This is a genomic window from Asanoa iriomotensis (assembly GCF_016862515.1).
GTDB classification, from domain to species: domain Bacteria; phylum Actinomycetota; class Actinomycetes; order Mycobacteriales; family Micromonosporaceae; genus Asanoa; species Asanoa iriomotensis.
In genome coordinates this window covers 52105-67301 of record NZ_BONC01000022.1, presented here as the reverse complement: position 1 = coordinate 67301, position 15197 = coordinate 52105, and the positions used below count along the sequence as shown (strand labels likewise).

Below are 15197 nucleotides of genomic sequence, written 5' to 3'. Positions count from 1 at the left end.
ATCAGGCAACGGCCCGCGAGAATCGGTCAAGCTACCTGGTGGGTGACAGCGCGCTTTCGAGCGCCGCCAGGTCGGCGCCGGCGCGCAGGGCGGCGAGCCGGTCACGCGCCGCGGCCACCCCGGCGGTGCCTTCGACCTCGTGCGCGAGCCGGCGGGCGAACGCCCGGATGATCGGGTGGAGGCAGTAGCGGTGCGGTGTGCCGGTCTCGTCGACCAGGCCGAGTTCCACCAGCGGGTCGATCGCGCTCCACGTGGCGGCGTCGGGCAGGGCGAGCAGGGCGGCCAGGTCCTGCGTGGTGAACTCGCCCTGCTCGATGGTACCGGCCAGGCGCAGCGCCCGGGCCTGGGTCGGCGGCAGCCGGTGGTAGGCGCGGGTCAGTGGTGCCTCGGCCGCCACACACTCGTCGTGCAGCACGCCGGTGACGTTGTGCAGCTCGCGTTCGAGCTGCGTCGCGATGGCCGCGATGCTCCACATCGAACGGTCGCGCAACCGGCCGGCGAGCAGGCGCAACGGCAGCGGCCAGCCGGCGGCCAGCCGCGCGAGCCGGTGGGCCGCGTCGAGGTCGGTGGCGACGCGCCGCGCGCCCGCGATCCGTTCGAGCAGCCGGACGGAGTCGTCGAGGCGCAGCCCGGCCAGGGTGATCCAGGCGGCGGGCACCGAGGTGAGGCGGCGCCGGCTGGTGATGACCAGGCCACCGGCGGGCCTGGTGTGCAGGAGCGGCTCCAGCGGCGCGGGATCGTCGACGTTGTCGAGCACGATCAGCAGCGGCCGGCCAGCCGTGGCGTGGTGCAGCGCGGCGAGCCGGCCCTCGACGGACGCCGGCAGGTCGGCGCGCGGCACGTCGTAGGCGAGCAGCCAGCCGCCGAGGATGTCGGCGAGGTCCGGGGAGGTGCCGATGTCGGCGTAGAGCTGGCCGCCGGCGTACCGGTCCCGCAGCAGGTGGGCGGCGTGGACGGCGGTGGCGGTGCGACCGAGGCCGTCCAGCCCCGCGATGCCGACGAAGCCGGCACCGTCGAGCAGGCCGGCGCGAATCTCGGCGAGCTCGGCATCGCGGCCGGTGAAGTCGGGCAGGTCGCGCGGGAGCCGGGTCGGTCCTGAGATTGGGGCGCGATGGTCCGAAGAGGACGTCGGCTCGCCGCGCAGGATCTGCTCGTGGAGCCGCCGCAGTGCCGGGCCGGGTTCGAGGCCGAGGTCGTCGTGCAGCCGGGTGCGGCCGTCGCGATAGACCGCGAGCGCGTCGGCCTGGCGGCCGCTGCCGGACAGGGCCCGCATCAGCAGCAGCCGCGGCCCTTCGCGCAGGGGATAGGCGTCGACCATCGCGGTCAGGTCTGGGACGACGGCCGGGTGCTGATTCGGGTACGCGTCGAGAAGCGCGGCCAACCGCAGCTCGTCGGCGGCGAGCCGGGCTTCCTCCAGCCGCGTCCGCTGGGCGTCGGCGAACCGTCCGGCCAGGCCGGCCAGCGCCGGCCCGCGCCACAACCGCAGTGCCTCGTCGAGGACGGCCACGGCACCGGCGGCGTCCCCACCGTGCAGCAGGTCGCGGGCGCGTGCGGTGCGATGGTGGAACAGCGTCACGTCGACGGAGGTGTCCGGCACGCGCAGCGCGTACCCGTCGCCGATGGTGTTGATCTCCGCCGTGCTGCCCTCGAGGGCGCGGCGCAGCCGGGACACGTAGGTGCGGATGGTGCTGGTCGCCGCCCGCGGCGGCTCGTCGTCCCAGATGGCGCTGGTCAGCTCGGCCGTCGTCGCCGGCTGGCCGTCCCGCAACAGCAGCACCGACAGCACCACCGTCTGTTGCGGTGACCCCATCGCCACCGGCCGTTCGCCGTGCCACATCCGCACCGGACCGAGGACACCGAACCGTACGTCGGGCCGCGTCGACATCGTCCCCCCAACCGCTAGCTCGCATCAAAGCTAGCCGCCGAAGATCCGCGCCGCCGAGCCGCGGTCGTCAATCGGACGTCAATCGGCCGGCGATCACGCGCTGACCCGGGGCGCGTTCGGTTGTCGGCATGACCATTTCACGTTTTCACACCCTGACCTCGCACGACACCGTCGCGACGGCGGCGACCACGGTGCTGGCCGCGCGGCTGTCCGAGGGCGGCGCCGTGTTCCTGCCCGGCGACGAGGGCTACGACACCGCCCGCAGCGGCTACAACGTCACGGTCCAGCACCGGCCGGCCGTGATCGTCGCCGCGGCCACCGCCGCCGACGTCGCCGTCGCGGTGCGGTTCGCCAACGACCACGACCTGCGCGTGGTGGTCCAGGCGACCGGACACGGGCCCGCCGCGGCCGCCGACGGCGGAGTGCTGATCAGCACTGCGCGGATGACCGACGTCACGGTCGACCCGCAGGGCCGCACCGCCCGGGTCGGCGCCGGCGTGCGCTGGCAGCAGGTGATCGACGCGGCGGCCGAGCACGGCCTTGCCGCGGCGAACGGCTCGTCGCCGACCGTCGGCGTCGTCGGCTACACGCTGGGCGGTGGCCTGAGCCCGGTGCTCGGGCGCACGCGGGGATATGCCGCGGACAACGTCGTCTCGATCGACCTCGTCACCGCGGACGGCGTCGCCCGCACGGTCACCGCCGCGTCCGAACCCGACCTGTTTTGGGGGCTGCGGGGCGGCAAGAGCGGATTCGGCGTCGTTACCGCCATCGAGTTCCGGCTCTTTCCATTGACCCAGTTGTACGGCGGCGGGATCTTCTTCCCGGGCGAGCGGGCGGGGGCCGTGCTGCACGCCTGGCGGGCTTGGATCGACTCGACCCCGGACGAGCTCAGCTCGTCCATCGCCATCCTGCGCATGCCGCCGGCCGGGCCGGTGCCGGAGCCGTTGCGTGGTCGTCTGGTCGTCCACGTGCGGGTCGCTTATCTCGGCTCGGCCGAGGACGGCGCGCGCCTGCTGGCTCCGGTGCGGGCCGCGGCTCCGGCGATCATCGACGCGGTCGGGGAGCTGCCCTATCCGGCGGTCGCGGCGATCCATTCCGACCCGGTCGACCCGCTGCCGGTGTACGAGCGATCCGCGCTGCTGTCCGACCTGTCGCCCGAGGCGGTGGACCGGCTGGTCGACGTGGCCGTCGACAACGCCGCGGTCCCGGTGACCCTCGTCGAGATCCGGCACCTGGCGGGCGCGCTGCGCAGGGCCCCGCGCGAGCCGAACGCGGTCGCGAACCGGGACGCGCCGTTCCTGCTCTTCATGGCCAGCGTCGCGGCGGCCGACGAGGCGGCGGCACACACCGCCTACCAGGAGCGCATCCTGTCGGAATTGGATAACTGGACAACCGGACTGACCTTCGGCAACTTTCTCACCCCGGGCGACGGCCGGGTCGAACACCGGGCGACGGCGTACCCGGCCGACGTCCATGCCCGCCTGGTGGCGCTGAAGCGGCACTGGGACCCGAACGGTCGCTTCGACCTGAGCGGCGCACCGGCGCACTGAGGCGCTGAGGCCGTGTGCGGGATGTCACTGCCCGCACACGCCGGCGTCCGGCGCCGGAAATGGTGGCGGAGGATGACGTGTTCTTACGAGCGCTGCCCCGAGCCTTGGGAGAGGTCCGCACCGTGTTCAGGTCGATGATGAAGTCCAAGATCCACCGCGCCACGGTGACGCAGGCCGACCTGCACTATGTGGGCTCGGTCACGATCAGCGCGGACCTGATGGAGGCGGCGGACCTGCTGCCCGGCGAGCGGGTGGACGTCCTCGACATCGACAACGGCGCGCGCCTGACCACCTATGTCATCGAAGGCCCGCGCGACTCGGGCGTCATCGGCATCAACGGCGCGGCCGCCCGCCTGATCAGCCCGGGCGACAAGGTCATCCTGGTCGCCTACGCCTGGCTGCCGGACGCCGAGGCCCGCGGCTTCACCCCGCGGGTGGTCTTCGTGGACGACCGCAACAAGATCGTGGACACGGGCGCCGACCCGGCCAAGGTCCCCGACGGGTACGGCCTCGTCCCCGGCGACCAGGTCGCGGGCGAGGCCGTAGGCCCGGCGCGCTGAGACGGCGCCAGGTCGTCTCACCCGATGGGCTGAGACCGCGCCGGTCCGTTGGCCCGGCGCGCTGAGACGGCGCCAGGTCGTTGGTCCGGTGGGCTGAGACCGCGCCGGTCCGTTGGTCCGGTGGGTTGAGGCGGCGGCGGGTCGTCGGCCCGGCGGGCTGAGACGCTGCCACGTCGCTGGCTCGGTGGGCTGAGGTGGCGGCGGGTCGTTGGTCCGGGTGGGCTGAGGCCGCGGCGGGTCGTTGGTCCGGATGGGCTGAGGCGGCGGTGGGTCGTCGGCCCCGTGCTCTGAGACCGCACCAAGTCGGCGCCAAGACGCGGGTCCCGTAGCCAAGCCGGCGCCAACCCGCCGCACAGTGGTCCGCAACCGCGGTCGTCGATGCTCGTGAGCAACCCGTGAAACTCCGAGCGTCGAGGAGGACAAGGTGACTGCGCCCGCGGTATTCGACACAGCACGTGTCGAGCTGATCGGCCATCCTCTCTACTCGCAGATCACCACCGAGGAGCGGCTGCGGATCTTCATGAAGCACCACGTGTTCGCGGTGTGGGACTTCTTCACTCTCCTCAAGCGCCTCCAGGCGGAGGTGACGACCGTGACCCTGCCGTGGCGGCCGCGCGGGCGTGCCGACCACGGCAGGTTCATCATGGAGATCGTGCTGGCGGAGGAGACCGACGAGGACATCGGCGGCGGGTACGTCAGCCACTTCGAGCTCTACCGCAGGGCGATGGACGAGATCGGCGCCGACGCGCGACCGATCGACGGGTTCCTCGCCGCGCTCGACAGTGGACTCGCGCCCCTGGCGGCGCTCAAGGACGCCGACATCCCCCCGAGTGTGCGAGCCTTCGTCGGTCACACCCTCGACGTGGCGATGAACGGCGCACCGCACGAGGTGGCCTCGTCGTTCTGCCACGGTCGGGAGAACCTGCTGCCCGACGTGTTCTCGGCCGTACGCGCCAATGTGGACGACGTGCTCGCCAACGCGCCGGTGTTCCGGCACTACCTGGACCGGCACATCGCCCTGGACCACGACGAGCACGGACCCCTCGCGCTGCGGCTGCTCGCGTCGATGTGCGACGGTGACCCGGTGCGCGAGGCCGAGGCCGCCGAGGTGAGTGTGGCGGCGATCCGCGCCCGCACGGCCCTCTGGGACGGCGTGCTCGCGGAGTTCGACGCGTGACGACCCGCGAAGCGCAGTTGGTGGAGCTGGTCGACGCGGACGGTGTCGCCATCGGTTCCTGCACGGTCGCCGAGGCGCACGCCGCGCCCGGCCGGCTGCATCGGGCGTTCTCCGTGGTGCTGCTGGACGATCGCGGGCGCGTTCTGGTGCAGCAGCGCGCCGCGGTGAAGACCCGGTTCGCCGGGCGCTGGGCCAACGCGTGTTGCGGTCACCCGGCCCCGGGCCAGAGCGTGCACGACGCCGCCGCCCGGCGGCTGATCGAGGAGCTCGGCGTGGAAGGCGTGCCACTGCACGCGGCCGGGGTGTATCCCTATCGGGCGGAGGATCCGCGGACGGGTCGGGTCGAGCACGAGTACGACCACGTCGTGATAGGTCGGGTGCCCGCTGACCTGCCGCTGCGGCTCGATCCGGCCGAGGTCGCCGACGTCCGTCTCGTGCCGGCGGAACGGCTGCGCGCGGACCTCGCCGAGCACCCGGACCGGTATTCCCCTTGGCTGAGCGGCGTGCTCGCCGTCGCGACCGAAGCCGCCGGCCGCCTGCCGGAGGCCGCCGCCCTCGCGGCCGACCGTTAGGAGGCCGCGTACAGGTGCGGCTCGAGGTGGTCGACGCCGAGCCCCGCAGCGTCGCGGCGGCGGGCGGCGCTGAGGCAGGCGAGCGCCGACGAGCGCTGCGCGGGTTCGGTCATCCGCGGCAACGCGCGTTCGAGCACGAGGACCAGCCTTGTGTAGTCGACCGGGTACGGGACCGACTCGCGCAGCGCGGTGGTCGCCGCGTCCACCAGCCGTCCGGAATCCGGCTGCCCGGCGGCGTCCATCGCCTGGACGAAGACGGAGAGCCCGTCGCGGGCTTGGCCCCCGCGGCACAGCGACGTGCCCAGACCGATCAGCAGCGGGTACGTGTCCAGGTCCGCTGCGAGGTCTGCGGCGACCAGGGCCTGCCGCCATAAGTCGACGGCGTCGTCGAAGGCGTGCCGGGTGTCGGCGACGCGTGCCGCCGCGGCGGCGTGTGTCGAGGCCACGGCGGCCGTGCCCGGGTCCAGCTCGGCGCAGAGCAGCCAATGCCGGGCGACCTCGGCGGCGAGGTCGGAGGCGCCCGCCCACGCGCGGGCCGCCGCCGCGCCGATCCGCCGGTGCAGGCGGGCCCGGCGCAGTCGCCCGGTCCGCTCGTACAGCGTCTCGGCGACCAGCGCATGGTTGAAGCGGAACCAACCCAGTCGCCGCGGGTCCTCGACGATCAGGCCCGCCGCGACCGCGGCGTCGACGGCCTCCAGAGCCGCCTCGAGCTCGATCGAGGCGGCTTCGGCGGTCACCTCGATGTCGAACCCCCGGCCGGCGACCGCGGCCACGGCCAGGAAGTCGGCGGCGGTGCGGGGCAACCGGGCGACCCGCCGCGTCACGACCTCGCGCACCGCTGGCGGCACCGGATGCGCCTGGTCCGGGTGTTCTTCCCGGGACGTGACCAGCTCGCGCAGGAAGAACGGATTGCCGTCGGAGCGGGCGCGCAGCGCCTCGGCGACCGGCACGCTGACGTCGCGACGCAGGATCGTGCTCGCCAGCATCCGGGTTTCCCGCGCGCTCAGGCCACGCAGCTCGATCCGCGTCATCCCCGTGCGGGCCAGCGCCGCCATGGCCTCGGCGAGGGGCTCCGCCTCGCCCGACCGGTAGGAGACGGCCAGCAGCAGCCGGCTCGCCGGCACCGACTCCGCCAGGTGCGCGAGGAGCCGGAGGGAATCCGGGTCCGCGCGGTGCACGTGGTCGAGGACGACGACCAGCGGCGCCGCCCGTGCGGCCTCCGTCAGGTGGTGGACGATCGCGTCGAACCGCCGCACCGTCGTGCCTGCGGCCGCGTCGAAGCGGTGGCCACCCGCTGCCCGCAGGATCTGCTCCCACGGCCACAGCGGCGGCGCGTCGGCGTGCTCGGGACAGTTGACCCAGAGCACCTCCGCTGCCGCCCGGTCGGCGAACCGCCGCAGCAACCGGGTCTTACCGATCCCCGGCTCGCCGGACACGGCGACCACCCGTCCCCGCCCGACCGCCGCGTCGGCGAGTGCCACCTCGAGATGCCGAAGCGCCCCGACGCGGCCCACGAAGACCCCGTCGTCCGTCCGCGGCGCGGCGGGTGCGGCGACCGGGCTCGTGGTCCGGACGGCCGGGTCGCGGTCCAGCGCCGGCGACTGGTTGAGGATCTCGCGCTCGAGGTGCCGCAGCGAGGGTCCGGGATCGATGCCGAGCTCGTCGGCGAGTCGCCGTTGGAGGGTCCGCAGCACGTCCAGGGCCTCGGCCTGCCGCCCGGCCCGGTACAGGGCCAGGCTCAACAGCTCCATCCCGCGCTCGCGCAGCGGATGGGCCTTCGCCAGGGCTTCCAGCTCCGCCACCGACTGGTGCGCACCGACCGCGAGCAGCGCCGCACAGCGCGCTTCGACGACCGACAGCCGCAGCTCCTCCAGCCGGGCCACCTCCGGCACCACGTCGGGAGCATGCACCGCCTCGACATAGGCCTGCCCACGCCACAGCGCCAGCCCGGCCTCGAACGCGGTCAGCGCCTGCCCCGGCTCCCCGCGATCCCACGCCTGCCAGCCGGCCGCGGCATGCTCGCCGAACCGGTCGGCGTCGACGTCGACGGCGCTCCTGTCCAGCACGTACCCCCGCGGACAGGTGCGCAGGACGGTCGCCGGGGTCCGGGGCGCGCGTCCAGGCTCGAGCACCCGGCGCAGGTTGGCCACGTACGCGTGCAGCGAAGCGGCCGCCGACGGTGGCGGGTCGCCCGACCACAACGCGTCCTGCATCATCTCGACCGTCACCGGCTGGCCGAGCCGAGCGACCAGCAGCGCGAGCAGCGCCCGTTGTTTCGGCGTGCCGAGGTCGACGAGCCGGCCGGCGACCGTCGCCTCCACCGCACCCAACGCCCGGACCGTCACGGCTGCGGGCCGCATACATACCCCTTCCCTCGCGCGGATGCGAACGCCACCCTAGGCATCATCGCCAGAAGGAGTAACGGGGATCAACGAGCAGCCCGGGTAGTTGACCACTACCCGGGCTTGTAGTCCGGACATCGAAAAGGAGCGCGGGGACAACGGCCAGGGACAATGGCCAGGGGGACCCCCCGCGCTCCTCCTCGAGGAAGGGTCAGACTCTTGCCGCTTCCTCGACCTCGGCCGGGGGTGCCGAGGCGATCTTCCGTGACCGGCGTCCGGGCATCCACCAGTTGGCGTCGCCGCAGAGTTCCATGACCGCCGGCACGAGGATCATCCGGATGATGGTGGCGTCGACGAGCACCGCGATCGCCATGCCGAGACCGATCTGCTTCACGGATACGTCGGGGCCGAGCACGGCCGTCGTGAAGATGGCGATCATGATGGCCGCGGCGGCGGTGATCACCTTCGCGGTCTTGGCCAAGCCGCGGGTGACGGCCAGGCGGGTGTCGCCGGTGCGTTCGTACTCCTCGCGGATCCGCGAGATCAGGAAGACCTCGTAGTCCATCGAGAGGCCGAACAGCAGCGGGAACATCATCATCGGAACCCAGGTCGTGATCGGCATCTCAGTGGGGAAGCCAAGAGCCGAGCCCAACCATCCCCATTGGACGATTGCCACGAGTACGCCGTACGCCGCGCCGATCGAGAGCAGGTTCATCACGGCCGCCTGCAGCGCGATCGTCACCGACCGGACGAGCAGCACCAGCAGGAGCAGCGACAGCACGATCACGACCGTGATCATCAGGGGCAGGCGGGAGCTGGTCTCCTCGGCGAAGTCGATCGCGCCGGCGTTCGGGCCGCCCAGGAAGACCTCGGTGCCGCCGGCCGCGCCGGGCAGCACGTCGTCGCGGAGCTCGTGCACCAGGTCCGTGGTCGCCTCGTCCTGGTAGCCGGTCTTCGGGAAGGCCATGAACATGGCGGCCTGACCGTCCTGGCTGACCGCGGGTGGCGTGGTGAACGCGATGCCGTCGGTGCTCCGGACCGCTTCGACGACGGGACCCAGGTCGGTGGAGGGCGAGTCGACCCTGGCCGCGAAGACCATCGGCGCGCCGTAACCGGGACCGAATCCCTCGGAGAGGATCTGGTGCGAGGTGTAGCTGCTGCGGTCGTGCGGCTGCACGCTGGCGTCCGGCAGGCTCAACCGCATCGACAACGCCGGCGAGGCGAGGACGAGCAGGATCGCGCCGGCGAGCAGTGCGGCGACCAGGGGCCGGCGCTGCACCACGCCCGCCCACCGTTCGGCCAGCGTCCGGCGGTCCGCCGACGGGGCGGCGCTCGCGCGGGGAGTGCGGCGGGGGAGGCGCAGGGAGTCGATCCGGCGGCCGATGAAGCCGAGGAACGCCGGCAGGAGCGTCACCGCGGCGATCATCGTGACGAGGACGGCCGTCGACGCGCCGATCGCGACACCGGTCATCATCCGCTGTCCCATGGCGATCAGGCCCAGCAGGGCGATGACGACGGTCGTACCCGCGAACAGGACCGCGTGGCCCGCGGTGGCGATGGCCTTGACCGTCGCGCGCTCGGGGTCGTCGCCCTCGTGCAGGCTGTCGCGGTAGCGGGTCAGGATGAACAGGGCGTAGTCGATGCCGACGCCGAGCCCGATCAGGACGGCGACGAGCACGGTGAAGTCGGGCGAGGGAGCGAGATGGCCGACGAGCTTCATCACGCCGATGCCGCCGAGGACCGCCATCAGGCCGACGACGAGCGGCAGGCCCATCGCGACCAGCGAACCGAACGCGATGAACAGGATCACCGCGGCGGTGAGCAGGCCGACCGCCTCGGCCGGACCCTGCGGCGGTGTCTCCGCCTTCTCGGCCTTGTCACCGCCGAGCCCCAGCGTCAGGCCGTCGCCGGACGCGTCCTTGACGATGTCGACGAGCGGCTTGACCTCGGCCTTCGGCACGTCCATGTCGGTCAGCGGGACGGTTGTCCGGGCTATCCGGCGATCCTGCGTCACCAGGGTCGGATCCTCGTAGGGCGAGGTCACCGGTCCCGTGACGGGTGAGGCCGTCAGGTCGGCGATGACCCGCTCGATCCGTTGCCGGGTGGCGGGGTCGTCGATGCCGTTCGTCGTCTTGATCGCGAGCGTGAGGGTGTCGCCCTGCCGGTCGGGAAAGTGCTGCTCGATCAGCGCCTGCGCCTTGGCCGAGTGGGAGTCGCCACCGGAGTAGGCGTTGTCGGAGGGGGCGCCGAAGCGGAAGCCGAGGAACGCCAGCGCCAGCACGCCGACGACCCAGGTCAGGAGGACCAGGCGGCGTCGCCGGAAACAGAACCGGGCCAGCGCCGCCAAGGCCCCGTCCGTGCGGCGGGTCTCGGTAGGCATCTCTTCTCCTCACGCGTCATTGAACCCAACGACTCAATGCTCGTGACGGTTCTTGCCCACGTCGCCATACGGATGAAGACAATTTGTGCCATCGACTACTGTGGGCGCGGTACTCCATCTGTTGTAGACCGCGCTCTATAGACGTCGAATAGAGTAACCGGCGTCACACGCAGATGGGGGTGGGGAATCGATGATGGCAATTGCTTGCTTCTGTCCGATATCGGCAGAGGCTGACCGGCATTCTACGGCCTCGCCGTGAATCCTGACAACAGCCAGGCCGTGGACTGGCAACTTCGAGATAGATGGCCGACAACACCTGTGCTACGATGATCAAATTCGGGGGCTGTCCAGTAAGAGTATGGCGCATAATCTCGGGGGGATTATGACAACGGGACGCGCGTCGGAGAATGGAATTCCAGAATCGACCGAAAGTAATGTAACAAATGGCAGGGCGGCGGTGTCGGGCGGGTCGCTCGACGACGGGGACCGGGCGACCCTGCGGCGACTGAATGTGCTGAGCGCGGGCTGTCAGCACTTTCTGAAGGTCGCGGCCGCGTTGGGACGGTCCTTTCTGCTGGAGGACGTCTGCAGAATGCTCGACCGACCGGCCGCCACGTTGCTCTCGCCGCTGGAAGAGGCGATGGCCGCCGGGTTCATCGTCGCCGCGGCGCACCGGTTGGCGTTCAGGAGCGATTTTCTCCTCCAGGGGACCATCGACTCCATGCCCGCGCCGGTCCGCGACACGCTGCGGCGCGAGGCGATCGGGTTGCACGAGCACAAGGACGACCAGGTTCCATGGCAAAGCGAGCGCCCGAGCCCGGCGTCCACCCAGGTCAGAGCACCCGCCGGCGGATCGTGCTCGCCCGCGCACAGCCTGGTGATCGGCGGCGACGCGGCCGCCGGTGTCCGCGTCGCGCGCGAGGTGCTGGCGAACCCGGCCAGTTCGCCCGCCGCCCGGCTCGATGCGGAAGCGTCGCTGCTGCTTGGCTACTCGCTGTTCGACGCCGACGAAGCCGAGCGGGTCGCGGCGAGGATCCTGGGGGAGCGCGGCAGCCGACCGGGCGACATCGCTGCGGCCATGGCACTCACCACCCGGTCCAACCTGCGCTGGCGCGCGGGACGGCTGGCCGAGGGCATCAGCCTGGGGCGCTCCGCCGTGCGCTCCAGCGAAGGCGTCGATCCGGTGTGGCGGCTGCATTTCCAGCTTCCGCTGGCCGGCAAGTTCGCCAATCTCCGCGAGTTCGACAAAGCCGAATCGCTGATCGGTGACGTCGAGGACGGATTGCGCGCACTTCCCGAGCCGGTCTGGACGGCCGCGCCCGCGGTGATGAGGTCGCGGCTTTATCTCCAAGCCGGCCGCATCGGAGACGCGCGCCGTGAGGCGGCGTCGGCGACCGCCGCGATAGGGCGCGACGCGGTTCCGATGCTCCGGCCGTTGGCCTTCTCCGTGCTCAGCATCGCCTCGTTCTATATGGGCGACCTGCCCAGGGCCGAAGGATATTCCAAACTGGCGCAGGAGGGCCTGGCGGGCCACGCGGCATTGGATTCCGCGCAATACGCGTGGACCGATGTGCTCATCGCGGTCAAGAAAGCGGGACCCCACGCGGGCGCCCAACTGTTGTCCGACAGATACCGCTGTCTCGCGACGTTGCGCAGTCTCTACATCGAGGTGCCGAGTGCCGCCGCATTCCTGGTGCTGCTCGCGCGTGACGTCGGCGATTCGCGACTCGAGCGAAGCGTGCTGGAGACGGTGGACGGTCTCGCGCGCGACAACCCCGGTGTCTCGATCGTCGGGCTGACCGCCATGCACGCCAACGCGCTGGCCAACAGCGCTCCGGCGGCGTTGTCGCTGATCATCGTGCAGTCGCCCGACCCGATCTCGGTGGCGTTGGCGACCGAGGAGCTCGCCAAGCTCTACGCGGCCAAGGCCCCGGTGGATGGCCGGCAGGCCGCCGGGCCGTACTCCGAGGCCGCCGGCTCGCCACTGGCCGCCTGCTGGTCGACGCTGTCCGACATGGAGCAGCGCATCGCCTACCTGGTGAGCGTGGGCCTGACCAACCGGCAGATCGCCAAGCAGGTGCACCTGTCGCAGCACACGGTCAACTACCACCTGAGAAAGATCTACAAGAAGCTGGGCATCGGCACGCGGGTCGAGCTCGTCCGTGGCGCGGCGACCTACACCGGCACGGCCGCGATCTACTCGATGGAGGACGACGCGCAATACCGATCGGCGCACGCGCACGGTGCGGCTAGCTGACCCGCGCTTCGTACGCGATGAAGCTCTTGGTCAGTTCCACGCGGCTCTTGATCGCGAGCTTCGAGAAGACCCGCCGCAGATGGGTGTCGACGGTATGGGGCGACAGGAACAGCATGCTCGCGGCTTCCCTGTTCGTCCTGCCGTCGACGATCGCGCGCACGACCCTCAGCTCCGCGGTGGTCAGGCTCTCCCAGCCTGACTTCGGCCGTTCCGGACCGAGCCGGCGCACGCTGTGCGCGTCGGGACGCTTCGTCCCGAGGAGTCGCACCCCGCCGCCGCGGGCCACCCGCGCCGCGTCGTCGAGTCCGGCGCCCGCCGCCAGCGGACGCCCGGCGAGCCGGTAGAGGTCCGCCGCGCGGTGCAGGGCGGCCGGGTCGTCGCGCAGGACGCCGTCGGCGTGCGCGGCACCGGCGGCCAACGACTGCACAGCGGGATTGCGCCGCGCGACCTGTGCGGCTACGTCGGCCGCCGCCTGCGCCTCCGTGCGGAGCCCGAGCTCCTTCGCCTGCCGGACCAGCGCCGCTGCCGCCGTCGGCGTCTCGGTGAACAGCAGCGGATCGTCGAAGACCATCGTCGACGGGCGACCGCCGGCGGCGTGGAACCGCGCGAGGGTCCAGTCGAGGCGCGCCCTGTCCGCCGTCGCCACGCCGCCGCCCTGTTCGACGCCGCGGAGCTGGTCGCCGGCGGAGACCAGGTCGCCGTCGTGCAGGCTGAGGCCGGCCAGGACGAGGCGGGCCGGCACGGAGTCGGCCGGTGCCGACCGGTCGGCCAGCCGGACCGCCGCGCCGGCTGCCGTCCGCGCCTCGTCGAGCTGCCCGAGAGCGAGCAACAGGTCGGCCCGGTGGCCGTGCCACAGGGCGGCCGACACCGTGGTGCCCCGCTCGTTCGCCTCCCGCCGGACCGCGTCGAGGACGGCCGTCGCCTCCTCGAACTGGTCGGCGGCGACCAGGGCCCGGACCAGCCACGTCCACAGTGGTCGCTCGCAGGAGTGCCGCCCGCCGTCCCAGCTGGCCCGGCCGGCGTGCGGTGTCTCCGCGAGGGCCCGGTTGAGCTTGGCCCGGTCCAGCTCGCAGATGTCCGGCCGCGCCAACGTCCGCGTCAGCAACGTCGCCGCCATGCCGTGACCGTCGGCGTCCCGCAGCCCGGGCACCAGGTCGAGAACCAGGCGCGCCTCGGCCGCCGCCTCGAAGCCGGTACGCAGGGCGAGGTCCGCGAGGCGGTGGGCCTGCGCGCCGCGGCCCGCGCCGGCGAGCAGTCGCAGGGCACGGGCGAGTGCGCGTGGACCATCCTCGTCGCGCGCCACCAGGGAGATGGCCTCCGTCGTCAGGTCCGCGCAGCCGCAGGCGGCCGTCGTGGGTGGGGACGGCCGCGGCAGGGGAGCGGGTGACGACACCGCGGGCCGGAGCGCCTCCCCGATCACCTCGTGGTGGAACGTGAGGGCAGCGCCGTCGCGCCGGACCAGGCCCACCCGCACGGCTTCGTCGACGGCCGAGGACAGGTCGAGGGACGGGTCGCCCAGTTCTGCCGCCGCCTCCTCGGCCGTGAAGGCGGCCCCGATCCGGCCGCCGGCGACGAGGAGTTGGCGGACCGCGGGCGAGAACCCGTCCAGGAGGTCGTGCACCATCGTGCGCACGCCGTCGGGCAGGCGCTCCGCCACCACGGAGGCCGCGCCGTCGGTGATGATCATCTGTCCGGCCTTGATGAGGGCGCTGAAGACGTTCTCCATCAGCCGCGGGTTGCCGCCGCAGCGGGCGGCCCAGCCGAGCACGGAGGCGTCCGGCCTGGCGCCGAGGAAGGACGCGCACAGGTCGGCGACGGCCTCGTCCTCGAGCGGCCCGAGCGTGACGCGCGTGGCCGCGTTGTCGATCAACCACTCGAAGACCGACTGGGTGAGCGGCTCGGTGCGGGCCGGTCGCCGGGCGAGCAGCCAGAGCACCGGCGACGAGGCCAGCGACTGCACGAGCGCGCGCAACGCCAGTGCGCTGACGTCGTCGATGCGCTGGGCGTCGTCGAGGACGACCACGAGCGGGTGGCGGCGTGCCGCGACGGCCGCCAGTTCGCCGACGCGGTCCATCAGCCAGAACGGGTTCCGGCCCGGGCGCACCAGGTCGTCGAGGTCGGCGCGGTCGGCGGTCGCGTGCCGCAGGAAACTGATCAGCAGGTGGATGGGGATCGGCTGGTCCGTGATGCTGGTCCGGCCCGCGACCACGGTCAGGCCGCGTTCGGCCCCCTCGATCCCGGCGGCCTTCAACACATGGGTCTTGCCGACGCCGAACGGCCCGTCGACCACCACACAACCGCCGGCTCCGTGCCGGGTGGCTTCCAATTGTCCGGCCAATGAGGACAGAATGTGATCACGTCCCACCAAGGCATTCATGGTGCCACCCCGCGTTTCTCTGGAGAGTCGTCCGACGGGCGTGTTCAACTGTCCAGACCCGTCAGTTGAACGGCGCGGCGCACGGGTCCACTCAGTT

At 72.2% G+C, this 15197-nt stretch carries 9 protein-coding genes; 5 read left to right on the top strand and 4 right to left on the bottom strand.

Annotation, left to right across the window (positions count from 1 at the left end; all coding sequences use genetic code 11):
* Positions 1 to 31: 31 nt before the first annotated feature.
* Positions 32 to 1885 carry an AfsR/SARP family transcriptional regulator gene (locus tag Air01nite_RS17370; protein WP_203703525.1) on the bottom strand — a complete coding sequence of 618 codons (1854 nt, stop codon included), beginning with the start codon at positions 1883 to 1885 and terminating at the stop codon, positions 32 to 34.
* Between the two features lie 128 nt (positions 1886 to 2013).
* Here Air01nite_RS17370 and Air01nite_RS17365 point away from each other — a divergent pair, with 128 nt between their 5' ends.
* The 4 genes from Air01nite_RS17365 (at position 2014) to idi (ending at position 5744) form a co-directional block, all read left to right on the top strand.
* Entirely contained in the window at positions 2014 to 3435 is a 1422-nt protein-coding gene (locus tag Air01nite_RS17365) for an FAD-binding oxidoreductase (RefSeq protein ID WP_203703523.1), read from the top strand.
* A 122-nt stretch (positions 3436 to 3557) separates the two neighbouring features.
* Entirely contained in the window at positions 3558 to 3995 is a 438-nt protein-coding gene (gene panD, locus Air01nite_RS17360) for an aspartate 1-decarboxylase (protein WP_203703522.1), read from the top strand.
* A gap of 424 nt (positions 3996 to 4419) precedes the next feature.
* A complete protein-coding gene (locus Air01nite_RS17355) occupies positions 4420 to 5172 on the top strand; it encodes a DUF3050 domain-containing protein (protein ID WP_203703521.1) in 753 nt (250 codons plus the stop codon).
* Positions 5169 to 5744, top strand: a complete 576-nt coding sequence (gene idi / locus Air01nite_RS17350; protein ID WP_203703520.1) for an isopentenyl-diphosphate Delta-isomerase — start codon at positions 5169 to 5171, stop codon at positions 5742 to 5744. The genes Air01nite_RS17355 and idi overlap by 4 nt, the downstream gene beginning before the upstream one ends.
* On the opposite strand, the gene Air01nite_RS17345 is transcribed toward idi, so the two are convergent.
* Together Air01nite_RS17345 and Air01nite_RS17340 are read right to left on the bottom strand one after the other, a co-directional pair.
* Positions 5741 to 8104, bottom strand: coding sequence for an ATP-binding protein (locus Air01nite_RS17345; RefSeq protein WP_203703519.1), 2364 nt, complete (start codon positions 8102 to 8104; stop codon positions 5741 to 5743). The genes idi and Air01nite_RS17345 overlap by 4 nt on opposite strands.
* 193 nt (positions 8105 to 8297) lie before the next feature.
* Positions 8298 to 10466: an MMPL family transporter gene (locus Air01nite_RS17340; protein ID WP_203703518.1), complete on the bottom strand. Its 2169-nt coding sequence runs from the start codon at positions 10464 to 10466 to the stop codon at positions 8298 to 8300.
* A 457-nt stretch (positions 10467 to 10923) separates the two neighbouring features.
* Here Air01nite_RS17340 and Air01nite_RS17335 point away from each other — a divergent pair, with 457 nt between their 5' ends.
* Entirely contained in the window at positions 10924 to 12723 is a 1800-nt protein-coding gene (locus tag Air01nite_RS17335; RefSeq protein ID WP_203703517.1) for a LuxR C-terminal-related transcriptional regulator, read from the top strand.
* On the opposite strand, the gene Air01nite_RS17330 is transcribed toward Air01nite_RS17335, so the two are convergent.
* The gene (locus tag Air01nite_RS17330) at positions 12716 to 15100 is read right to left on the bottom strand and encodes a helix-turn-helix transcriptional regulator (RefSeq protein WP_239090764.1); all 2385 of its coding nucleotides are present in this window, start codon (positions 15098 to 15100) and stop codon (positions 12716 to 12718) included. The genes Air01nite_RS17335 and Air01nite_RS17330 overlap by 8 nt on opposite strands.
* Positions 15101 to 15197 lie beyond the last annotated feature (97 nt).